The organism is Knoellia pratensis (assembly GCF_042666395.1).
In the GTDB taxonomy this organism is placed as follows: domain Bacteria; phylum Actinomycetota; class Actinomycetes; order Actinomycetales; family Dermatophilaceae; genus Knoellia; species Knoellia pratensis.
Map to the genome: position 1 here is coordinate 1,012,961 of NZ_JBHTDJ010000001.1, position 21,140 is coordinate 1,034,100.

22 protein-coding genes are annotated in these 21,140 nt (G+C 69.2%); 13 read left to right on the forward strand and 9 right to left on the reverse strand.

Translation table 11 applies throughout. The features are described 5' to 3' along the window. Window positions 1–6: 6 nt before the first annotated feature. Both ACFQRE_RS04800 and ACFQRE_RS04805 read right to left on the reverse strand, forming a co-directional pair. Window positions 7–2,220 carry a HelD family protein gene (locus ACFQRE_RS04800; protein WP_380119491.1) on the reverse strand — a complete coding sequence of 738 codons (2,214 nt, stop codon included), beginning with the start codon at window positions 2,218–2,220 and terminating at the stop codon, window positions 7–9. Window positions 2,221–2,338: 118 nt separating this feature from the next. Then, entirely contained in the window at window positions 2,339–3,331 is a 993-nt protein-coding gene (locus ACFQRE_RS04805; RefSeq protein ID WP_380119493.1) for a helix-turn-helix transcriptional regulator, read from the reverse strand. 305 nt (window positions 3,332–3,636) lie between these two features. Between ACFQRE_RS04805 and purD the strand changes: the two genes are divergently transcribed. Together purD and ACFQRE_RS04815 are read left to right on the forward strand one after the other, a co-directional pair. Beyond that, complete coding sequence (gene purD / locus ACFQRE_RS04810) at window positions 3,637–4,917, forward strand: phosphoribosylamine--glycine ligase (RefSeq protein WP_380119495.1); 1,281 nt, start codon at window positions 3,637–3,639, stop codon at window positions 4,915–4,917. A 173-nt stretch (window positions 4,918–5,090) separates the two neighbouring features. After that, window positions 5,091–5,558 (forward strand): hypothetical protein, encoded by a 468-nt coding sequence (locus ACFQRE_RS04815; protein WP_380119497.1) that lies wholly within the window; start codon window positions 5,091–5,093, stop codon window positions 5,556–5,558. Window positions 5,559–5,643: 85 nt separating this feature from the next. Here ACFQRE_RS04815 and ACFQRE_RS04820 read toward each other — a convergent pair whose 3' ends face one another. Continuing rightward, window positions 5,644–6,573 carry an LLM class F420-dependent oxidoreductase gene (locus tag ACFQRE_RS04820; RefSeq protein WP_380119499.1) on the reverse strand — a complete coding sequence of 310 codons (930 nt, stop codon included), beginning with the start codon at window positions 6,571–6,573 and terminating at the stop codon, window positions 5,644–5,646. Between the two features lie 71 nt (window positions 6,574–6,644). Here ACFQRE_RS04820 and ACFQRE_RS04825 point away from each other — a divergent pair, with 71 nt between their 5' ends. Further along, a complete protein-coding gene (locus tag ACFQRE_RS04825) occupies window positions 6,645–7,088 on the forward strand; it encodes a VOC family protein (protein ID WP_380119501.1) in 444 nt (147 codons plus the stop codon). Window positions 7,089–7,124: 36 nt separating this feature from the next. Here the strand turns inward: ACFQRE_RS04825 and ACFQRE_RS04830 are convergent, their stop codons facing one another. Genes ACFQRE_RS04830 through ACFQRE_RS04850 form a run of 5 tightly spaced genes read right to left on the reverse strand, consistent with a single transcriptional unit; the run spans window position 7,125 to window position 10,923 of the window. Then, complete coding sequence (locus ACFQRE_RS04830; protein WP_380119503.1) at window positions 7,125–7,478, reverse strand: VOC family protein; 354 nt, start codon at window positions 7,476–7,478, stop codon at window positions 7,125–7,127. Window positions 7,479–7,488: 10 nt separating this feature from the next. After that, entirely contained in the window at window positions 7,489–8,109 is a 621-nt protein-coding gene (locus ACFQRE_RS04835; protein WP_380119505.1) for an energy-coupling factor transporter transmembrane component T family protein, read from the reverse strand. Next, complete coding sequence (locus tag ACFQRE_RS04840) at window positions 8,109–8,804, reverse strand: energy-coupling factor ABC transporter ATP-binding protein (RefSeq protein ID WP_380119507.1); 696 nt, start codon at window positions 8,802–8,804, stop codon at window positions 8,109–8,111. Before ACFQRE_RS04840 ends, ACFQRE_RS04835 begins: the two co-directional genes overlap by 1 nt. Window positions 8,805–8,841: 37 nt before the next feature. Beyond that, complete coding sequence (locus tag ACFQRE_RS04845; protein WP_380119509.1) at window positions 8,842–9,429, reverse strand: biotin transporter BioY; 588 nt, start codon at window positions 9,427–9,429, stop codon at window positions 8,842–8,844. Between the two features lie 60 nt (window positions 9,430–9,489). After that, window positions 9,490–10,923, reverse strand: a complete 1,434-nt coding sequence (locus ACFQRE_RS04850; RefSeq protein ID WP_380119511.1) for an MFS transporter — start codon at window positions 10,921–10,923, stop codon at window positions 9,490–9,492. Window positions 10,924–10,977: 54 nt separating this feature from the next. On the opposite strand from ACFQRE_RS04850, the gene soxR reads away from it, so the two are divergent. From soxR to ACFQRE_RS04885, 7 genes are all read left to right on the forward strand, one after another. Next, complete coding sequence (soxR, locus tag ACFQRE_RS04855; protein ID WP_380119513.1) at window positions 10,978–11,430, forward strand: redox-sensitive transcriptional activator SoxR; 453 nt, start codon at window positions 10,978–10,980, stop codon at window positions 11,428–11,430. 33 nt (window positions 11,431–11,463) lie between these two features. Beyond that, on the forward strand, window positions 11,464–12,354 hold the full coding sequence (locus tag ACFQRE_RS04860; RefSeq protein WP_380119515.1) for a phosphoribosylaminoimidazolesuccinocarboxamide synthase: 891 nt from the start codon (window positions 11,464–11,466) through the stop codon (window positions 12,352–12,354). 54 nt (window positions 12,355–12,408) lie between these two features. After that, window positions 12,409–13,074 carry a class I SAM-dependent methyltransferase gene (locus ACFQRE_RS04865; RefSeq protein WP_380119517.1) on the forward strand — a complete coding sequence of 222 codons (666 nt, stop codon included), beginning with the start codon at window positions 12,409–12,411 and terminating at the stop codon, window positions 13,072–13,074. A gap of 43 nt (window positions 13,075–13,117) precedes the next feature. Next, on the forward strand, window positions 13,118–13,357 hold the full coding sequence (locus ACFQRE_RS04870) for a hypothetical protein (RefSeq protein ID WP_380119519.1): 240 nt from the start codon (window positions 13,118–13,120) through the stop codon (window positions 13,355–13,357). Then, window positions 13,357–13,659 carry a type II toxin-antitoxin system PemK/MazF family toxin gene (locus tag ACFQRE_RS04875; protein ID WP_380119522.1) on the forward strand — a complete coding sequence of 101 codons (303 nt, stop codon included), beginning with the start codon at window positions 13,357–13,359 and terminating at the stop codon, window positions 13,657–13,659. Before ACFQRE_RS04870 ends, ACFQRE_RS04875 begins: the two co-directional genes overlap by 1 nt. Window positions 13,660–13,747: 88 nt before the next feature. After that, the gene (purL, locus tag ACFQRE_RS04880) at window positions 13,748–17,650 is read left to right on the forward strand and encodes a phosphoribosylformylglycinamidine synthase (protein WP_380119524.1); all 3,903 of its coding nucleotides are present in this window, start codon (window positions 13,748–13,750) and stop codon (window positions 17,648–17,650) included. A gap of 180 nt (window positions 17,651–17,830) precedes the next feature. Next, window positions 17,831–18,466, forward strand: coding sequence for a hypothetical protein (locus ACFQRE_RS04885; RefSeq protein WP_380119526.1), 636 nt, complete (start codon window positions 17,831–17,833; stop codon window positions 18,464–18,466). Between the two features lie 297 nt (window positions 18,467–18,763). On the opposite strand, the gene ACFQRE_RS04890 is transcribed toward ACFQRE_RS04885, so the two are convergent. Beyond that, window positions 18,764–19,564: a spermidine synthase gene (locus ACFQRE_RS04890; protein WP_380119528.1), complete on the reverse strand. Its 801-nt coding sequence runs from the start codon at window positions 19,562–19,564 to the stop codon at window positions 18,764–18,766. A 66-nt stretch (window positions 19,565–19,630) separates the two neighbouring features. Here ACFQRE_RS04890 and ACFQRE_RS04895 point away from each other — a divergent pair, with 66 nt between their 5' ends. The 3 genes from ACFQRE_RS04895 to ACFQRE_RS04905 are packed head-to-tail and all read left to right on the forward strand — an operon-like array spanning window position 19,631 to window position 21,127. Continuing rightward, window positions 19,631–20,008 (forward strand): sterol carrier family protein, encoded by a 378-nt coding sequence (locus ACFQRE_RS04895; RefSeq protein ID WP_380119530.1) that lies wholly within the window; start codon window positions 19,631–19,633, stop codon window positions 20,006–20,008. 2 nt (window positions 20,009–20,010) lie between these two features. Beyond that, entirely contained in the window at window positions 20,011–20,868 is an 858-nt protein-coding gene (locus tag ACFQRE_RS04900) for an LLM class flavin-dependent oxidoreductase (protein WP_380119532.1), read from the forward strand. Window positions 20,869–20,878: 10 nt separating this feature from the next. Next, window positions 20,879–21,127, forward strand: a complete 249-nt coding sequence (locus tag ACFQRE_RS04905; protein WP_380119534.1) for a hypothetical protein — start codon at window positions 20,879–20,881, stop codon at window positions 21,125–21,127. Window positions 21,128–21,140: the final 13 nt, after the last annotated feature.

A 21,140-nucleotide genomic window follows, 5' to 3' on the forward strand; every position in this document is an offset into this window, starting at 1 on the left:
GGGGGGTCAGTTCGGGCGCAGGACGGTCATGCGGTGCGCTGCTCGGGTCAGCACGACGTAGAGCACGCGCACTCCGCCGGGTGACTCGTCGATGATCGCGTCGGGGTCGATGACCACGGTCGCGTCCCATTCGAGGCCCTTGGTCGACAGCGGGTCGATGACCTGGACGCGACCGTTGCCGGCGCCGTCGAGGTGCGCGAGCCGATCGGCCCAGCGTGCCGGCGTGATGACGGCGATCGAGCCCTCGACCTCGGTGAGGAGCTCATCGACGGCGGCCTCGGCAGACGCGATCGGCGGCGCCTCGACGACGCGGTCGATCGGGTCAACTCCGGTCTCGCGCACCGCAACCGGGATGTCGGCGTCGGGCACCAGCGGCAGGATGACGTCGCGGGCGTAGTCGAAGATCTCAGTGGCGTTGCGGTAGTTCGTGTCCATGTGGAAGCCGCGCAGCTGCTGCGTTCCGTAGGCCTCAAGACGCGCCGAACGCGCTTCCTCGAGGTCTCCCCAGGAGGCCTGCGCAGCATCGCCGACGACGGTCCAGGACGCGTTGCGACCGCGGCGGGCCAGCATGCGCCACTGCATCGGTGAGAGGTCCTGGGCCTCGTCGACGAGGACGTGGGCGCTGCTGGACGGGCGGTCGATGCGTCCGTGGAGCAGGCGGTCGCGGGCGTCGGTCGGCGTGACGGCGCTGCGGTTGTCGTCGTCCCGCACACGGCGGTCTACACCGGCCCGGACATCCAGCACGCCGTAGGACGCGAGGTCGTCGTACTCCTCGATGTCGTAGAAGCCGCGCTCCTCGACCTCGGGCTCCTGGACCTGGCCCAGCTTGGCGCAGAGGTCGTCGATGAGCGCGATGTCGGAGACCGACCACGAGCCGAGCGAGAGGGCCTCGCGCATCGAGTGGGCGAGAGCCGCGGCCTCTTCGTGGTCGAGCACGCCTCGGGCGAGGCCATAGACGTGGTCCGTGTCGGCGAGGGTCAGCAGGACCTCGCGTGGGTCGAGCTGGCGCCACCACGACAGCATGAACTCGTCGATGTCGCGCGAGGAGTCGAAGGCGTCGAAGAACTCGTCGCGCTCACCCTGACGGACTGACTTCCAGGCCGCCTGGACGAGCTCCTCCCGGGCGTGCTTGGTGGCGACGTTGTGCTGGCTCGTGCGGAGGACCTGGCGCCGAATGCGGTGCAGGACAGCCTCATCGAGTCGCACGGCGTGTCCATTGATGAAGGCGCGCAGCTGGGTCGGGGCGCCTTCCGGCGGACGTGTGGCCGCCCGCGAGAGGAGGCGCCGGATGCGCAGCGATCCCTTGACCGCTGCGACCTCGGGCTGGTCCAGACGCGTCGCGGTCACGCCATCCACAAGGTCACCAAGGGCGCGGAGCGAGACGCTGTCCTCGCCGAGTGAGGGCAGGACCCGCTCGATGTATGCCGTGTAGGCGGACGAGGGTCCGACGACGAGGATGCCACCCGACTCGAAGCGGCGCCGTTCGGAGTAGAGCAGGTAGGCCGCGCGGTGCAGGGCGACGACCGTCTTGCCGGTGCCGGGTCCGCCGGTGATCTCGGTGACGCCTCGTGAGGGTGCCCGGATCGCTTCGTCCTGGTGGCGCTGGATGGTGGCGACGATGTCGCGCATCTGTCGTCCACGGCTGCGGGTCAGAGCGGCGATGAGGGCGCCGTCGCCAAGGACGACAAGGCCCTCGGGCGCCTCGGGGACCATGAGGTCGTCCTCGGCGCCGATGACGGTGGCGCCGCTGCAGCGCAGGACCCGGCGGCGGAGCACGCCCATCGGGTCCACCGGCGTCGCGCGATAGAACGCCGCTGCGGCGGGCGCGCGCCAGTCGACGACGAGGGGCTCGTAGTCGTCGTCCCGCACTCCGAGACGGCCGATGTGCCGGACGTCCCGTTCAGCGGGAGGGGTCTCCAGGTCGCCCAGGTCAAGGCGCCCGAAGACGAGGCCTTCGTACTGCTTCTCGATCGCGGCACGGCGTTTCGCGGCGGCATACACCAGGGCATCGCGTTCGAAGAGCCCGGTCATCTCCTCGTCGCGGACGTCGCCGGTGCGCATCGTCTTGCCGCGGGCCATGCCGTCGGCCTCGACGTCGTTGGCGCGCAGTGAGGCCTTCTGGAGCTCGGCGTAGACACGATCGACGTGAGCCTGTTCGATCGCGATCTCACGGGCGACATCAGCCGAGGTGTCAGTGGCACCGGGGCGCGTGGTCGTCACGTTCGAGGCCCTCCCTGCAGTGCTGCGGATGTGCCGTGCTCCCAGCGCACGGAAGCATCGAGTCTACGCGCGCGCAGGGGCCTTCGTGACCGAGCCGCCCTGACGCGCACAGGCCTGCTCAGAGGAAGCCTCGACGCACCGCGATGGCGCCCGCCTGGAACCGGGTCGTGGCGCCGAGCTCCTCCATGATCGTGCGCACCCGACGCTCGACCGTGCGTTGCGAAATGCTCAGCTGCCGGGCGATCGTCAGGTCGCTCGCACCAGCGGCCAGCATGGCGATGATCTGACCGTCTCGGTCGGTGAGGCGCCTCAGGCTTGGACCGCGGGGAGTGCGCGGGAGAGGCGTGCTCAGCGAGAACAGACCGATGCACATGTCCATCAGGGCACTGGCGAGCTGGCGTTGTTGGACGTAGAGCGAACCGCCGCCGCCGGGTTCGAGATGGCTGATGTCGACGACCGCGGCGGTGCGGTCGACGGCGAGGACCGAGAACGCGAGGTGGGGGGTGAGCCGCACCTCGATGCCGTTGGCGCGCATGGTCTCGAGCGCGTTGAAGGCTCCATCGACCTCGAGGATCGACTGCTCGAAGACGACCATGCGCTCCAGGCTCGGTCTGGACGCCGTCGCACGCGGGGCGATGATCGACTCGGCGTGCCTGATCACGACCTTGTCCATGCGGTCGCTGCGGGCGACGAGGCGCACGATGCGGCTCTCGGCACGCCCGGCTGCCCGGAAGAAGGCTGCCTCGATGTCCTCGACCGTGTCGAGCAGCGTGACCTCGGGACTCGTGCGAGCGCCAGCCGTGCCGCTGCGGGACTCGTAGAACAGGTGGGAAAGGCCCTCGATCGCCGAACGGGTGGTGCGAGCCTGCCGCTCGAGGTCCGCGGCGTAGGCCGGCAGCGTGGTGTCGGGTGGGAAGACCTCGATGACGTCCTGGCGGGAGGCCTGGACCATCCCGCGCTCCTGCAGGGTCGCGAGGGACGTCGCGACCTCGTCCTCGGTGTAGCCCTCCTGCAGCAGGGCGGAGCGACGTGGTGATGGCAGGCGCAGGAGAAGGAGATAGATCCGCGTCGTCAGCTCATCGCCCAGGGGTCGGGTCTCGAACTCGCTCACGTGCTCACACTATGGCGGGAAAGCGACATTGTCAGGAATCCGCCGCCCTTCGGTTTGAATGAAGGGTGAGCCACGTGTCATGGTTGTTCTTGTCGACCTCGTCGACGTTCACACAGAGCCTCCAGTTCCCCCCAACTGTGAGTGCCGTGTGAACGGGCGCGGCGCACCCGGGGGTACCCCCCTGCTCCCCGGGCGCGTCGCGCCCACACCTTTTTTTGCGGGTGTGGTTCCACGAAAATGACGGAGTATGCCGCCTCGCGGACTGCCGTCTCGGCTCGCCGTCCTCACCCCTAGGCTTGGCGCCCATGAAGGTCCTCGTCGTCGGCTCCGGTGCCCGTGAGCACGCCATCGTTCGCAGCCTCGTGGCCGACCTGGTCGTCGACGCGGTGATCGTCGCGCCGGGCAATCCGGGCATTGACACCCTCGCCCGGTGCGAACCTCTCGCGGACGTCACGGACAGCACGGCCGTCCTGGCCATCGCCCAGCGGCACGCCGTGGACCTCGTGATCATCGGGCCCGAGGCTCCGCTCGTCGCGGGTGTCGCTGATGTGTTGCGGGACCGTGGGTTTGACGTCTTCGGGCCCTCTGCCGAGGCTGCCCGCCTCGAGGGCAGCAAGGCCTTTGCCAAGGACGTCATGTCGGCGGCGGACGTGCCCACCGGCCTCGCGCACGTGTGCACGACCATCGAACAGGTCACCGACGCCATGGATGCGCTCGGCGCTCCTCACGTCATCAAGGAGGACGGCCTCGCGGCAGGCAAGGGCGTCGTCGTCACGGATGACCGCGACGCCGCCCTGGCCCATGCCGAGGCCTGTCTGGCCAAGGAGGGCGGGAGCGTCGTCGTCGAGGAGTTCCTCGACGGACCCGAGGTCTCGCTCTTCGTCCTCAGCGACGGGCTGACAGTCCTGCCCCTGGCTCCGGCCCAGGACTTCAAGCGCGTCGGCGACGACGACGCGGGCCCCAACACCGGCGGCATGGGTGCCTACAGCCCGCTGGGCTGGGCTCCTGACACCCTCACGGCCGATCTCGTGGCCAGGGTGGCGCAGCCGACGGTCGACGAGATGCGGCGTCGGGGGACCCCCTTTGTCGGGGTGCTCTTCATCGGTGTGGCCATCACGTCGAGGGGGCCGCGGGTCATCGAGTTCAACGCCCGCTTCGGCGACCCCGAGACGCAGGTCGTGCTGGCCCGCCTCCTGACGCCACTGGGTGGCCTGCTCAAGGCCGCGGCCACGAACCGGCTCGACGACTACGAGACCCTCCGCTGGTCCAGGGATCACGCCGTGACCGTCGTCGTGGCCTCTCACAACTACCCGGGGACGCCGCGCACGGGTGACCCCATCGCAGGGCTCGAGGCGATCGAAAGCGTGCCCACGGCATACGTGCTCCACGCCGGAACCACCCTCGATGGTGACGGGACGCTCGTGTCCTCCGGTGGGCGCGTGCTGTCCGTCGTCGCCACTGGTGCCGACCTCGCCGAGGCGCGCGAACGCGCCTACGCCGCGGTCGAACTCGTCGAACTCGACGGGTCACACCACCGCAGTGACATTGCGCTCAGGGCTTCGCGCGACGAGATCAGCATCAGCTGAACAATCCACTGGGTCGGTGAAAGGCGCTGTGCGACAGGCGAGTTGGCCGCACTCTCGGGTGCACGTCAATGGGCCAGTTCTCCTCGACATGCGCGCGGTGGGGTGAACTGGTAAACCTTTGACGCACAGGGGGAGCGCAACGGAGCTATCCCCCGTGTGCTGAGGAGGCTCATGTGGGAACTCTGAGGAAGATTCGCCGGACAGCTGTCGGCATCGGACTGGCCAGTCTGCTCACGACACCGGTGGTGCTGGGTGCCGGGATGGGGCCAGCAGCGGCCGTCGACGGAGGTGTCTCGTCGCATTACACGGCCATGGGCGGGGGCGGGTCCACGGCCCAGGCCTACGTGAACTGGTCCAGCTCGACCAAGGTGGTGTGGCAGGACATCTACGTCAACGACACCTGTCCTGGCGATGGCCACGTGGCCATCCTGAAGTTCGTGGTTCGCTACGAGGGCGACTCCGGGTGGACCACGGTGGGGACCCGTAGGGACGAGGGGACCTGCGAATCTGCGCCCTACACGGAGTCGTCGGCCTCGTGGTCCTCTTCGCGGCGCATCAATGACGCCACCGTCGTTGCCTGCGTGGAGTCCGTGGGCTGTGCGGCTGCAGGCAGCGACTACCGGGACAACCCCTACTGGTGACTTCGTGGGCCTCGCTGAGGCCGTCGATCGCTGACACCGAAGTGCCCCGCCTCCCAGCGCGTCGAGAGGCGGGGCACTTCGCTGATCAGCTGAGCTGGGGCACGACAGTCGCCGCGATCTCTTCCAAATGGTCGAGGTCGTCGAGGTCGAGTACCTGGAGGTAGAAGCGGGTCGTGCCGACCTCGGCGAACCGGCCGAGCTTGTCGACGATCTCGTCAGCCGAACCGGCAAAACCGTTGGTGCGCAACTCATCGACGTCCCGTGAGATCGCCTCGGCGCGACGGCGCAGGGCCGCGTCGTCGTTGCCGAGGCAGACGACGTTGGCAGCCGAGAGGGTGAGCTCGTCGGGGTCCCGGTGGCGGTCCTCACAGGCGGCGCGGACCCGGGCATAGAGCTCGCGCGTCTCCTCGGCGGGCCGGAAGACCGCGTTGAACTCGCTGGCGTAGCGCGCCGCGAGTTCTGGCGTGCGGCGCTTGCCCTGGCCGCCAATGATGATCGGGATGCCGCCGCGGTGGTCGGGCGTACCCAGCCCGGGGGCGTCGACGATGGGGTAGTGCGACCCGTCGTGGTCGAAGGTCTCGCCGCGCGGTGTCGTCCACAGTCCGGTGATGACGGCGAGCTGCTCCTCGAAGCGGTCGAACCGTTCCTTGACGTCAGGGAAGGGGATTCCGTATGCCGTGTGCTCGGCTTCGAACCATCCCGCACCCAGACCCATCTCGACTCGACCACCGGACATCTGGTCGACGTTGGCCACCTGGATGGCCAGTGGTCCGGGGAGGCGGAAGGTGGCTGCGGTGACGAGCGTGCCGAGGCGGATCCGGGAGGTGTCGCGAGCCAGGCCGGCGAGCGTGATCCACGCGTCGGTGGGGCCGGGGTCGCCGTCACCGCTCATGTGGAGGTAGTGGTCCGACCGGAAGAACGCATCGAACCCCGCGTCCTCAGTCGTGCGCGCGACGGCGAGCAGATCGTCATAGGTGGCGCCCTGCTGGGGCTCGGTGAAGATCCGGAAGTCCATGACGCCAACCCTACGGACCGCCCGAGGCGAGGGCTGCGAGCGCTGTCGGCGCCCCGCGCTACGTTGACGGAATGAGCACTCCACTCGTCCTGGGCATCACGGTCGACTGCTTCGACGCGCAGGTGGCGGCGGCGTTCTGGTGTCGCGCCCTGGGCTACGTCGAGTCCCCGCCTCCCACGGGGTGGAGCGACTGGCCGAGCTTCCTGCGCGACCACGACGTGCCCGAGGAGGAGTGGGGCGATGGTGCGGCCATCACGCCCGCATCCGGAGAGGGTCCGACGATCAGCTTCCTCAAGGTTCCGGAGTCCAAGACGGTGAAGAACCGCGTCCACCTCGACGTCAAGGTCAGCGGCGGTCGGCACATCGACCAGGGCCTGCGGGAGTCACGCATCCGGGAGAAGGAGGCCGACCTCGTCGCCCACGGTGCGCGCCGCCAACGCGAGGATCGCGTCGACGGACACCTCGACCACTTCGTCATGGAGGACCCCGAGGGCAACGAGTTCTGCATCGGCTGAGGGGTTCCCGGCGTGCTGGCGTCGGGCCTCAGGGCCTCACACGCGGTGCTGTGCGACGTTGATGACCGCGCCGCCCGGGGCCCGCACGAAGAAGCGGGTGATTCCCCATGGCTCGTCCGTCAGGGGGTGCACGATCTCGTGGCCGGCCGCCTGCGCCGCGGCATACGCCGCTTCGACATCGTCGACCTTCACCGTCATCGCGGAGTCCTCGGGTGCGGTGGCATCGCGGGTCACGAGCTGCACGGCCGCGCCGGACTCGTCATCGACCCATCGGGTGACCCAGTCCAAACCCATGTCCAAGTGGATGAGGCCGAGGACATCGCCGAAGAATGCCCCTGCCGCCTCCATGTCGTCGACGTGCAGATTGGTGATCGTCTCGGTGGTGCGCATGCCCTTGACGCTATCGAGCGGGCGGTCCGTCGTCGACGCCTCGGGCCGTCAGAGCCTCGCCCAACCGGTCCGCATGCCGCAGCGACCGGACGATGAGCGGCACGGCGAACGCCCGCGGACTCGCTCGAAGCCCCCGCGCGTGCTGGGCCTCACGGACCTCCTCGGCCAGGCCGATGACCACGTGCACTGAGCGGATACCCAGGGCGAGCATGAGCCCGACGCGCTCGGGGTCGACGCCGAACCGCCGCAACCAGCCGCTCATTCGGACGACGATGTCGACCATGGCCGTCGTGCGGGTGGTCAGTGTCACGAGCCCGGCCAGCAGGACGAGCGAGACGAACGACCCCACGACTCCCACGCCGGTCTGCCACGACGCAAAGATCCACTGAATCACCAACAGCGGCACCGCAATCCACGCCAGCCCGACCACCTGACGAACGAGAGCTCGGAACGGCAGGCGAGCGACGGCATACCCGACAAGAACGAGCGCAAGGGCGAGCCCGATTTGCCACGGTGAGCGCCAGATCGCCAGCGCGATGCCGGCAGCCAGCAACACCAGGAGCTTCGTGCCGGCACCCACCCGGTGCACGACAGAGGTGCCGGGGTGGAAGAGCGGGACAGCCTGAGCCATCAGCGAGTGGCGAGCGCGCGGTAGGCCGCCACGGCCTCGGTGGGTGCGCCGTCGTGGACGATCCGACCCTCGTCGAAGACGAGCACGCGGTCGAAGCCGTCGAGCAGGTCGAGGTGGTGGGTGACGAGGACGACCTGTTGCGGCAGTCCGTCGACGACGCGACGCACCATCGCAGCATTGCGGAGGTCGAGGAGGGTGGTGGGTTCGTCGAGGACGAGCAGGTCCGGCTCGGTGACGAGGACGCTGGCGAGCGCCAGGAGCTGCTTCTGGCCGCCGGAGAGCAGGTGGGCGGGGTGGTCGGCGTGACCATCGAGCCCGTATGCCGTGAGCGCTCCTTCAGTGCGGGCGCGCATCTCGTCCTTCGAGAGGCCTCGACGACGCAGCCCGAACGCGATGTCCTCGCCCACGGTCGGCATGACGATCTGCGCGTCGGGGTCGGTGAAGCAGAAGCCCACCCGGCGCCGGACCTCGCGCCCGTCGCGAACGGTGTCGCGCCCGTCGATCGTCACCGTGCCCGAGTCGGGGTGGACGAGGCCGTTGAGGAGGCGGACGAAGGTGGACTTGCCCGAGCCGTTGGCCCCGACGATGCCGATGCGCGGCTCGGTGAGCGTGACGTCGAGGTCCACCAGGACCGGCCGCCGCGCCGCCCCGTCGCCGAAGGAGTGGCTGACGGAAGCGACGCGGATCTGTGGCATCAGAAGCCTTGTGGCACGGTGGTGGGGATCTCCTGGGTCAGACGGGGACGCGGTCGGCCGACGCCGCCCGCGGGGCGCGCGCCGGGATGAGGCCCGGGTAGGCGGTGTGGACGCCGGCCGCGACGAACGCGGTGATGACGGCCTTGACGACGTCGCCGGGCATGAAGACCGCAGCCAGGGTCGTGGCCTTGACCAGCGAGACGTCGAGCATGATCGCCATGCCGATGATGCCGATGATGTTGAGGGCGATGACGCCGCCGAGGATGTTGGCCATGACACCGAGGGTGAGCTTGTAGGGGCGGCCGACCTTCTCGGTGAGGAGGCCGACCAGGAACGCGGCGACGGGGAAGCCGACGAGGTAGCCGACGCTCGGGCCGGCGAACACACCGAGGCCGCCACGGCCGCCCGAAAGGAGGGGCAGGCCGATCGCGACGAGCGCGAGGAAGAGCAGGACCGAGAGGGCGCCGCGCTTCGAGCCGAGGATGGCGCCGGCGAGCATGATGCCCATCGACTGGGCCGTGATGGGCACGGCGCCGCCGAACGGGGCAATGGCCGGGATGAGGCCGAGTGCGGCGATGACGCCGGTGAAGATGGCAATGAGCGCGAGGTCGCGGGACTTGAGCATGGACGGAGTGTGCCAGTCCGACAAGGGGTTGCGGCACCCCCGTCCGTGCCCGTGATTCTTCTACGGGCGCATCCGCTGCGTGAGCGTGAGGGCAATCACGGCGGCGCCCAGGGAGATACCCATGAGTACGGCGAAGACGCCCCCGTCGAGGGTGTCGTGGCGGGCCGCGATGAGGGCGCCACCACCGGCCGTGGTGAGGGCGCTGCCGAGGCTGGCACCGATCTGTGAGGCGGCCGTCGCCTGTCCCTGCTCGTGCTCGGGAGCGAGGGTGAAGATCTCGGTGGCCAGGCTGGGTGAGCACAGGCCCATGCCGGCTGAGGCGAGCGCCCAGCCGGCGAGTCCGGGGACGAGGCCGACGACCTCGAGCGAGAGCAGCAAGGGGCCGATGCCGCCCAGGGTGATGAGGGTGAGGCCCAGGCGGACGCGCGCGGCGGCGTCGAACCGGCGCTGGACCGCGTCAAGGCTGTGGAAGGCCGAACCCGCCGCCCAGAACACTCCCGTGAGGCTGAGGCTGATCCCCGCGATGGCCGGGCCGACGTCGTGGGTGACGTCGAGCATGAGCGGCAGGTAGCCGCCGATGCCGCCGAAGGCGATGACGAGCAGCGTGCGCAGAGCAACGACGGCGGGTATGCCGGGTGCTGCCGTCAGCGTTCCGGCTGGCAGTGCCGCTCGGATCGTGGCGACGAGAGTGGCGGCGCCGACGACAAGGCTGGCGAGGCCGGCGATGCGGTGGTCGCCGCCGTCGAAGGCGAGGGGCCCGCCGACGCTGAGCAGGGCCACGGCGCCGGCGAGCCCGAGGGCAGGCAGGAGCGGTTTGTCCTTCTGGGCATCCGACAACTCGGTGGCTTGCTCGCCACGTGTGCGGTCGCTGACCCGGAGAAGTCCCGGGATGAGGAGCAGCAGGGCAGGGACGAGGAGGAAGGTCGGCAGCAGGAAGACGAGTCGCCAACCCACGAGGGCCTCGGCTGCCCCCGCGGCCCCGGGCCCGAGGAGGCTCGGCAGGATCCAGGCAGCCGCGAACGTCGCGAAGACCTTGGCGCGCAGGTGCTCCGGCAGGGCACGGGCTGCGAAGACGAGGGTGGACACGTCGATGAGGCCCTCGGCGATGCCGGAGAGCCCGCGCCCCGCGATGAAGACAGCCATCGAGGGGGCACTCGCGGTGACCACCTGTGCGGCGGCGAAGGTTGCGAGCCCCGTGAGCAGGACGGCTCGGGCCCCGGCGCGATCGACCCAACGCCCGGCGACGACCACCGCGACCATGAAGGTCACCATCGACGCGGCGTTGGCCGGTCCGAACCAGGCGAGTCCGTCGAGTGCCCGGGCAGCCGTGGGCATGATGCTGATCGTGGCGCGGTTCTCGAAGGCCCCCAGGGTGACGAGGGCGATGATGCCCAGGGCCACGGGGAGGTGCTTGGCGCTGAACAGCCTCTCCGGTGGGAGCTCGGTCTGGGTTGGCGCTGTGGGGGTTGCGGGCGCGTCGGCCGTCGAGGTCATGGAGAGCATCCTGATATCTCAAGGGCACTTGAGATCAAGGCCTACTCTGGAGTGGTGGACAAGAACGACGAGCTGCCCATCGGTGAGGTCGCTGCACGCAGTGGCGTCTCCATCCCCACAGTCCGCTTCTACGAGGATCGCGGACTCATCCAGAGCGTGAGGAACGCCGGAAACCACCGCCGGTATGCACGGCATACGCTCCGCCGCATTGCCGTCGTGCGCGCCGGGCAACGGTTCGGGCTGAGCCTCGCCGAGATCGGTGAAGCGCTCGCGACCCTGCCGTCCGACCACCCGCCGACGAAACGCGACTGGGCCCGGCTCTCGACCGTGTGGCACGACGCGTTGTCGGAGCGGATCGAGGCGCTCACCAAGGTCCGCGACGGGCTCACCGACTGCATCGGGTGCGGGTGTCTGTCGTTGACCTCGTGTCCGATCTACAACGCCGAGGATGGGCGCGCTGCGGACGGTCCGGGGGCGCAGCGGTGGCCGGCCGCAGCCAGGGCATGACTCGTCCGTCGTGCGGCTGACAGAATCTGCGGCATGACGACGCCCCCGACGCAGTCACCCCTCGAGATCCCCGGCTTCACACACGTCTACTCCGGCAAGGTCCGCGACCTCTACGAGCCGGACGGCCGCGACGACCAGCTGCTGCTCGTGGCGTCGGACCGGATCTCGGCGTTCGACTTCATCCTCGACCCGCCCATCCCCGACAAGGGCGCGGTGCTGACCCAGCTGTCGCTGTGGTGGTTCGAACAACTGGCCGACCTCGTGCCCAACCACGTGGTCTCGACGGACGTGCCCGAGGTCGTGGCCGGGCGGGCGGTGCTCGTGCGCAAGCTCGACATGGTGCCGGTCGAGTGCGTGGCGCGGGCCTATCTCACGGGTGGCGGACTGCGGGAGTATGCCGCGGACGGCACCGTGAGCGGTTTGTCCTTGCCGTCCGGTCTGCGGGACGGCGACCGTTTTGACGAGGTGCTGTTCACGCCGTCGACCAAGGCGCCGATGGGGGAGCACGACGAGCCGATGTCCTATGGGGCGGTCGAGGCCGAGGTGGGGCCCGAGCTGGCCGCGACCCTGCGTAACCTGACGACGCGAATCCTGGGTCGTGGCAACGAGATCGCGGGGAAGCGCGGCATCCTCATCGCCGACACCAAGGTCGAGTTCGGCCTCGATCCAGCCGGAGCGCTGGTGCTCGCCGATGAGGTGCTGACCCCGGACTCGTCGCGCTTCTGGCCAGCCGACCAGTGGGAGCCCGGCCACACGCAACCGAGCTTCGACAAGGAGTTCGTGCGTGAGTGGCTGCTGTCGCCGGAGAGCGGTTGGTCGAAGGCATCGGGCGAGGCTCCGCCGGCGCTGCCCGCTGAGGTCGTCGAACGGACGCGCGCGAAGTACGTCGAGGCCTACGAACGCCTCACCGGCAAGACCTTCTGAGTCAGCCGCAACCCCCGACTCGCGGGGTCGGTCGGTCGGGCCTAGCGTCGGGGCATGAGGAGTGAGCCGCGGGGATGGCAGGCGGAGGCGGATCGACTGGCCAACGCAAGCGTGGAGCGAGGTGACCCGACCGGGTGGTTCGAGGAGCTCTACGCCGCGGGCGAGTCGGGTGAGGTGACGATGGCGTGGGACCACGACGACCCACAGCCGCTGTTCGCGGACTGGACCCACGAGGGAGACGTGAGAGGCGCGGGGCGCCGTGCGCTCGTCGTCGGTTGTGGTCTCGGCGCCGAGGCAGAGCACCTCGCAGCGCTGGGGTTCGCCACGGCAGCGTTCGACCTGTCGCCGACGGCGATCCGCACGGCCCGCTCGCGTCACCCGGACTCGACCGTGGACTACCGGGTGGCCGACCTCCTCGACCCGCCGCGGGACTGGCGCCAGGCCTTCGATCTCGTCGTCGAGATCTACACGGTCCAGGCCGTGCCTCGCGAACTGCGCGACCAGATGGTCGCCGGAGTGTGTGACCTGGTCGCGAGCGGCGGCACGTTGCTCGTCATCCAGGCGGTCCTCGAACCCGACGACGATGGTTCGGGCCCGCCATGGCCCCTCACTCGCGAGGAGATCGAGTCCTTCGCCCGGCACGGTCTCACCAAGGTTGCCGTCGAACAGCTCCATCTGGCTGACACCCCCTCTCGCTGGAGGGCCGAGTTCCTCCGCTGAACTTGGGATTCACGCTGTCACCCATCTTGGGTACGCTGGGCTCATGAGCACCCAGATCTCCGTCCGCCTCAACGACCGCGTCGTCTTCGAGCTGGACGCGCTTGTCGCATCCGGCGCTGCCAAGAGCCGAGCCGAGCTCGTCGAGTCCGCTCTGGAGGCCGAGTTGCGCAGGCGGCTCTACCAACGAGATGCGGAGATCTATCGCGAGCACGGCGAAGATCCTGAGCTCGCAGGGATGAACGACTGGCTCCGCGAGCGGACCTACCCGTCGCTTGACGACTGATGCACTCGATCCACACCGCAAGGCTCGACAAGGTACGGACGGTGCTTGTGCTGACTCGTGCTGACGTCCGCCCACACCGGTCGCGAGTCACCGTCGCCACCATCACGTCCACCGTCAGAGGACTGAGTGTCGAGGTGCCCGTCGGGCCTGCCGATGGTTTGGACCGTCCTTCGGTCGTCAACTTGGACGAGATCACGACCATCCTTGTCGACGATCTCGGTCCTCAGATCGGCCAACTCGCGGCCGCCAAGGAGGCCGCACTGGCGGCGGCTGTCTTTCACGCCTTCGGCCTGGACTGGTGATGCATGGGAGGTCGCGGACGGACACGGCTGGCCGGGCCAGTAGCCTGTGACTCGGCCCAGCCGCACCTCCCTGGAGATCCCCCACGTGATGGTTTCGACGCATGACCTCGCCCTGACCACTGTCGATGGAGGGTCTGCGCTCTCACCTTTCCGGGCCCGCGCGCTGCTCGCGAGGCTGCAAGCAGTCGATCCGGCCATCACGGGAGTGAGTGCTCGCTTCGTCCACTGGGTCGCGAGTGAAGAGCCCCTCGACGACGCACAGCGCGCCACGGTCGAGCGTCTCCTGGCCTACGGCGACGCGTATGCCGGTGGCTCACCTACGCAGGACCCCCACACTCTCGTCGTGGTCGCGCCGCGCCTGGGCACCATCTCGCCCTGGGCGAGCAAAGCCACCGACATCGCCCACAACTGCGGCATCGACCTCCGCCGGGTCGAGCGGGTCACCGAGTTCGTCGTCGAAGGCGTCAAGCTGACCAGCAGCGAGTCCGACGCAGAGCAGTGGGGCGCGATCGCCGCAGTCCTCCACGACCGCATGACCGAGACCGCTCTCCCGCTGCGTGAGGCCGCCGCAGCTCTCTTCGAGGAGCGCGAGGCCGAGCCGATGGAGCACGTCGACGTCCTCGGCGGCGGTCGCGAGGCGCTGGAAGGTGCGAACACGGCATACGGGCTCGCCTTGTCGGACGATGAGATCGACTACCTGGCGGCAGCGTTCACCGGACTTCAGCGCAACCCGACCGACGTCGAGCTGATGATGTTTGCGCAGGCCAACTCCGAGCACTGTCGCCACAAGATCTTCAACGCCGACTTCATCGTCGACGGCGAGCCGCAGGTCAAGAGCCTCTTCGGCATGATCCGGCACACCGAGAAGGTCGCCGGGGCCGGCACGATCGTGGCCTACAAGGACAACGCCAGCGTCATGGAAGGCGGGCGGATCGAGCGCTGGCTTCCCGGGCGCGGTGACGGTCCGACGGCATACGCCGCTCGTGAGGAGGACGTCCACGTCCTCATGAAGGTCGAGACGCACAACCACCCGACCGCGATCTCGCCGTTCGCGGGGGCCGCGACGGGTGCTGGTGGCGAGATCCGCGACGAGGGTGCGACCGGACGGGGCTCGGCGCCCAAGGCGGGGCTCACCGGCTTCGTCGTCTCGAACCTGCACCTCCCCGGGACGAACGAGCCGTGGGAGAGCGAGACCTATGGCGCGCCCGACCACATCGCGACCCCGCTCGAGATCATGGTCGACGGTCCGATCGGTGCCGCAGCGTTCAACAACGAGTTCGGTCGGCCGGGGCTCGGCGGCTTCTTCCGCGTCTATGAGCAGACCGTCGACGGTGTGCGCCGCGGCTACCACAAGCCGATCATGAGCGCCGGTGGCCTCGGCTCGATCAGCGCCGACCAGACCGAGAAGGTGCTCTTCCCCGCTGGCACGCTGCTCGTCCAGATCGGTGGACCGGGCATGCGCATCGGGATGGGCGGTGGGGCGGCGTCGTCGATGGCCTCTGGTACCAACGCTGCTGACCTCGACTTCAACTCCGTGCAGCGCGGCAACCCCGAGATGGAGCGGCGCGCGCAGGAGGTCATCAACCACTGCTGGTCCCTCGGTGCCGACAACCCGGTGCTCGCCATCCACGACGTCGGAGCGGGTGGGCTCTCCAACGCCTTCCCCGAGCTCGTCAACGACGCTGGCCTCGGTGCGCGCTTCGACCTGTCCGCGATCCAGCTCGAGGAGTCCGGTCTCGCGCCCAAGGAGATCTGGGTCAACGAGAGCCAGGAGCGCTACGTCATGGCGATCGCGCCCGAGTCTCTCGAGCTGCTCGAGACCTTCGCCGCACGTGAGCGCTGCCCGCTGGCGGTCATCGGCGTCGCGGCTGACGATGCGCAACTGCTGGTCGCCGGTGACTCTGACGACGACGTGCCCATCGACATGCCCATGGAGGTCCTCCTCGGCAAGCCGCCGCGCATGACGCGTGACGCGAAGCGGGGGTCGTGGACGGGCGATCCGCTCGACGTGAGTGACATCGACGTGCGCGACGCGGCCTACGCCGTCCTGCGTCACCCCTCGGTTGCGAGCAAGCGCTTTCTCATCACCATCGGTGACCGCACGGTCGGCGGCTTCTCGCACCGAGACCAGCTCGTCGGACCATGGCAGGTGCCCGTGGCTGACGTCGCGGTCACCCTGGCGGACCACGCCGGCTTCGCGGGTGAGGCCATGGCCTCGGGGGAGCGTATGCCGCTCGCTTCCGTCAATGCCCCCGCCTCCGGTCGGATGGCGGTCGGGGAGGCGCTGACCAACCTCTTGGCTGCGCCCCTGCCCGCGCTGTCGGCCGTCAAGCTGTCGTGCAACTGGATGGCCGCCGCTGGCGAGTCCGGCGAGGATGCTGCGCTGTTCGACACGGTCGAGGCCGTCGCGATGGAGCTGTGCCCGGCGCTGGGGATCTCGGTGCCCGTCGGCAAGGACTCGATGTCGATGCGGACGAAGTGGACGGATCAGGCGTCCGGCGAGGACCGCCAGGTGACGTCGCCGGTTTCCCTCGTCGTGTCGGCGTTCGCGGCACTGCCGGATGTTCGCGGCACACTCACTCCGCAGCTCGAGCCCGACTCGGCGTTGGTTCTGGTGGACCTTGGGGCGGGCGCGAACCGTCTCGGCGGATCGATGCTCGCGCAGGTGTCCGGTGTCTTTGGCGGCGATGTGCCCGACCTCGACGACCCGGCTCGACTGGTTGCCTTGGCCGACGCTTTGCGCGAATTGCGTTCTCGCGGGCTGCTTTCGGCCTATCACGACCGCTCGGATGGTGGCCTGTGGGCGACCGTGTGTGAGATGGCGTTCGCGAGTGGGTTCGGAGTCGAGATCGCGGTCGACTCGGTTGAGGCACTCTTCACCGAAGAGTTGGGCGCCGTGCTCGGCGTGCGCGCCGACTCGGTCAGTGAGGTCCGCGAGGTCCTCATCAGCGCTGGTGTCGGCGAGTTCTCGTCGATCATCGGCGGGACGCACCCGGAGCGTCGGGTCACGGTCTCGGTCGACGGCGAGGTGCCGCTCGATGAGTCCACGCAGGACCTTGCTCAGGCCTGGGACGAGGTGTCCTGGCGCATCTCGTCGCTGCGGGACAACCCGGAGTGCGCCGATCAGGAGCACGCAGCGTTTGGCAACGAGGACGACCCCGGGCTGCACGTGTCGACGTCGTTCGACCCGACCGATGATGTTGCTGCGCCGTATTTCAATCTGGGTGCCCGCCCCCGCGTCGCGGTGTTGCGCGAGCAGGGCGTGAACTCCCACATCGAGACGGCGTATGCCTTCCACCGCGCCGGGTTCGAGACGCTCGACGTCCACATGACCGACCTCCAGACCGGTCGGGCCTCACTGTCCGACGTCGTGGGGCTGGTGGCGTGTGGCGGCTTCTCCTACGGCGACACCTTGGGCGCCGGCGAGGGCTGGGCGCGGTCCGTGCTCTTCAACGAAGACCTGACCGACGAGTTCTCGACGTTCTTCTCGCGAGGCGACACCTTTGGGCTGGGCATCTGCAACGGTGCCCAGATGTTCGCTGCGCTTGCGGACCTCATCCCGGGAGCGGACGCGTGGCCGCGATTCACCCGCAACCGGTCCGAGCAGTACGAAGCCCGGCTCTCACTGGTCGAGGTGCTCGAGTCGCCGTCGATCTTCACCACCGGTATGGCGGGGTCGCGGATCCCCATCGCCGTCGCCCACGGTGAGGGGTTCGCGAACTTCTCCACCCGTGGCGACCAGGCTGCCGTTCAGCGAGTGGCCCGGTTCGTCAACAACGATGGTGGCGTCGCGACGGCATACCCGTTCAATCCCAACGGGTCCCCGGACGGGCTCACGTCGGTGACCACGACGGACGGTCGGTTCACTGCGATGATGCCGCACCCCGAGCGGGTCCAGCGCAACGCGCAGATGTCGTGGACGAGCGGTCGGGTCGAAGAGGTCTCGCCGTGGATGCGCATGTTCCGCAACGCCCGAACCTTCATCGGCTGACCCGAACTCCCAACCCCGAGCATGGTTGCCCCTTAGCCTGAGCCCGGGCAGGGTGTCGATGGGAAGGGGTGGGCGATGCGTGCATGACCGAAGTCGACCGAGCGACTCTGGGGGGTCAGTGCACGACTGCTGGCGGTTGCGTCGGTGTTGAGCTCGATCGGGGTTGGGCTCGCATTACGGATGTCGTGGCAACAGAGCGGGCAGAACTACGGGCCCGACGGGCAGGTCGACGGCACTGGCGTGCCTTTCGCTCAACGCCTCACCTTGGCGATGTTCGATCTCGGCTACCGACAGATCGGCCTCCAGCTGTTGCTCGCGGCTGCGTTGGTGGGCGCAGCCGTGGTTGTCCTCCACCGGAATCCGTCGTGGGCGCAGGTCCGACTGGTCCGGTGGGAGGTGTTGGGTGCTGGGCTCGTCGCCCTCGCCCCCGTCGTGGGACTCGTCCTCGCCAATCTTTACGTCCTCACGCCTTCCGACGACGCGACCAGAGGCCTGCCGGACTACATGGGCCCGCAGCCCTTGACCGAGCCGATCCTCGGCAACCTGCCGACCCTCTTGGCCTCGGTCCTCACCCTCACCGCCGCCGGCCTGTGGTGGCTGCGCCTCGAGCCAGTCGCTGACGGGACCGACGACCCCGCCGACGACGCGGCCGACGAGCCCAGTGACGACCTCGACGCGTCGGTTGAGGAGGAGGCCGCCGGGAGCCTCCCGGTTCCGGCGCAGGCACCCCTTGACTCGTCGGACAACCTGGGGAACGGCGCCGCCATGGGCTACCCCCAGGACTGGTCGCCGGAGGACTTCCGGCCGCCGAGATGACCGAGCCGCAGGGTGAGAGCGGCGGATTCATCTCGGTGACCACCACGGACGGCCGGTTCACGGCCTTGATGCCGCACCCCGAGGGCCCGCAATCAGTCCGGCGTCAGGCACAGACAGGACGTCGCCCTCGACTCCCTCCCCGTCGTCCTCACTGCCGCCGCCTAGGTTCTGGGGCGGGCACGGAGCGCGGCAATTGTTGAGGGGCACTGCACGTTCCGTGCTCAGGGGGTGCTCGTCCGCGGCAGATTCCGGGCGTTTGCCGCGCGCGGTGCTCGCGCGATGGCGGAAAAGGCGCCGTCAGGCGGGTGGGGCAGGGGAGTCGGAGGTCTCTCCTGCGGTGGCGCTGAACGGGGCGGCATGTGAGCCACGGGAGATCACCTCGTTCGGCGGCACGACGCCGGTCGGCAGGGCGAGTCGCGCCGTCGCGCGTCGCATGTCGAACAGGGGCAGGGGGTCGCGCGAGGCAGCCAGCACGACGTTGCCGAAGCCCTTGCTCTTGAGGACTTGGTGCAATCCGACGTAGGCCGTCTGCGCACCCGGGCCCAACGCGGCCCGGGCACCCGAGGCGACGCGGGCGGCATACCGGAGCCCGGGTCGATCTGCGAGGTTCGCGAGGAACAGACCGCCCGGTGCGAGAACTCGCGCAACCTCCCTCAACCACTCCACGGTGGCGAGTGAGGCAGGCACCTGCCCGTCGACGTACGCATCAAGAATGACGAGATCTGCACTGGCAGAGGCCAATCCGACAACTCCCTCTTCGCCGCGCAACGGCCGCACCCGGATCCGGTGCCCACGCGGGAGCGGCAACTCACGCCGAACCGCCTCGGTGAGGGCGACGTCCGGCTCCAACACGATCTGCGGTGAACCCGGCCGCGTCGCATGCACCCACCGTGCCAAGGTCAACCCGGCCCCGCCGACATGCGTCACGCGCAACGGCGCCGGCCGCGCAAAGACGGCGTCGATGCAGAGCGCCAGCTGCTGGACGTACTCGAAGACGAGCAGCTCAGGGTCGTTCAACGACACCGCCGACTGCGGGTGCTCACCGATGCGGATCCACGTGACGTCACCGTCCTGCTCGAACTGCGCGGCGTCGGTCACGCCCCAAAGCCAAGCACCCCCTGCGCCGTGGTGGCGCACGGGGTGCGCCGACCTACGATGTCGAGTATGCCGTCCCGTCGCCGTGTCTCCGTCGCCGACGGTCGCGCTGCACTCACCTCGTGGTCCACCGACCCGGGCACAACGGACCGTTCCACGACCGCAACTGCCGTGCGTTTCACCCTCGAGGAGTTGGGGCTTCGCGCCCCCGGCCGCAGCGTCGAGGTGCGCGTCCCGCCCTTCGGCGTCGTCCAGTGCGTCGAGGGTCTCCAGCACCGGCGTGGCACCCCGCCCAACGTCATCGAGACGGATGCGGCGACGTGGCTGGCGCTCTCGGTCGGACACCTCAGCACGGCGGATGCAGCGGCTGCGGGGGCACTCAGGGTGAGTGGCACGCGAGCCGACCTCACGGCATACCTCCCGCTGTTTCCCGACACCGAAGGCTGACCATGCGACACGGAATCTCGATCCTGCCCGACCTCCCCTGGCGCGAGGCCGGCCCGCGGTGGCGGGCCGCCGAGGAGATGGGGTTCGCGCACGCCTGGGTCTATGACCACCTCGTGTGGGGTGGGCTCCCCGACAGTGCGTGGTTCCCGGCGGTGCCGACTCTGGCCGCGGCGGCGGGGGTGACCTCGACCATGGGGCTCGGAACGTTCGTGACGTCGCCGAACTTCCGCCACCCCTACGTCTTCGCCCGCGACGTCCTGGCGTTGGACGACCTGTCCGATGGGCGGTTCATCTGCGGACTGGGCACCGGCGGCGATCTGGACTCGGCGGTGCTCGGGGAGTCCCACACGGTCAAGGCACGGGTCGACCGGTTTCACGAGTACGTTCCTCTGTTGGACCGGCTGCTCCGCGAGGATCACGTCGACCACGACGGCGACTGGTATGCCGTCCGCGACGCCCGCACGCTGCCGGGTCCCGTTCGCGATCGGGTGCCCTTCGTCGTGGCCGCCAACGGGCCGCGCTCGCTGCGGCTGGCTGCTGCCCACGGGCAGGGCTGGGTGACGACGGGGGTGAAGGCCGAGACGCTCGAGGACTGGTGGACGGGCGTCGCCGGGTTGGCGGAGAAGTTCACGGCGACCGCCGGCTCCGAGGGGGTCGACCGCTATCTCCTGCTCGACGCGTCACCACAGTTCTCGCTGGAATCCGTGGGGGTCTACCAAGACATGACCGGACGCGCGGCGGAGCTGGGCTTCACCGACACCATCACTCACTGGCCGCGATCCGAATCCCCGTATGCCGGTTCGCTGGCAACGCTCGAAGCCGTCGCCTCCGATGTCGTCGCGCCTGCGAACGGCAAGTAGCGTGGAGGCCGTGAGCAGCCAGGTTCGTCGCCCCAACCACCTCCGCGTCCTCGTCATGGGAGCATTGGTGGGCTTTGCGCTCGGCGGGTTCCTCGGTGTCTACCGCGGCCTCGAGTCGTCAGGTCGCGTGTCCCAGGGGGAGTACTCCACGTCGTCGGCAGTCGGTTACCTGGGACTTCTGGGTGCGCTGGTCGTCGGCCTGCTCGCGGCGGGCGTGTCGGTCCTGTTGGAAGCACTCTCGGAGCGCCGTAACCGCTGAGAAACCACGGCGC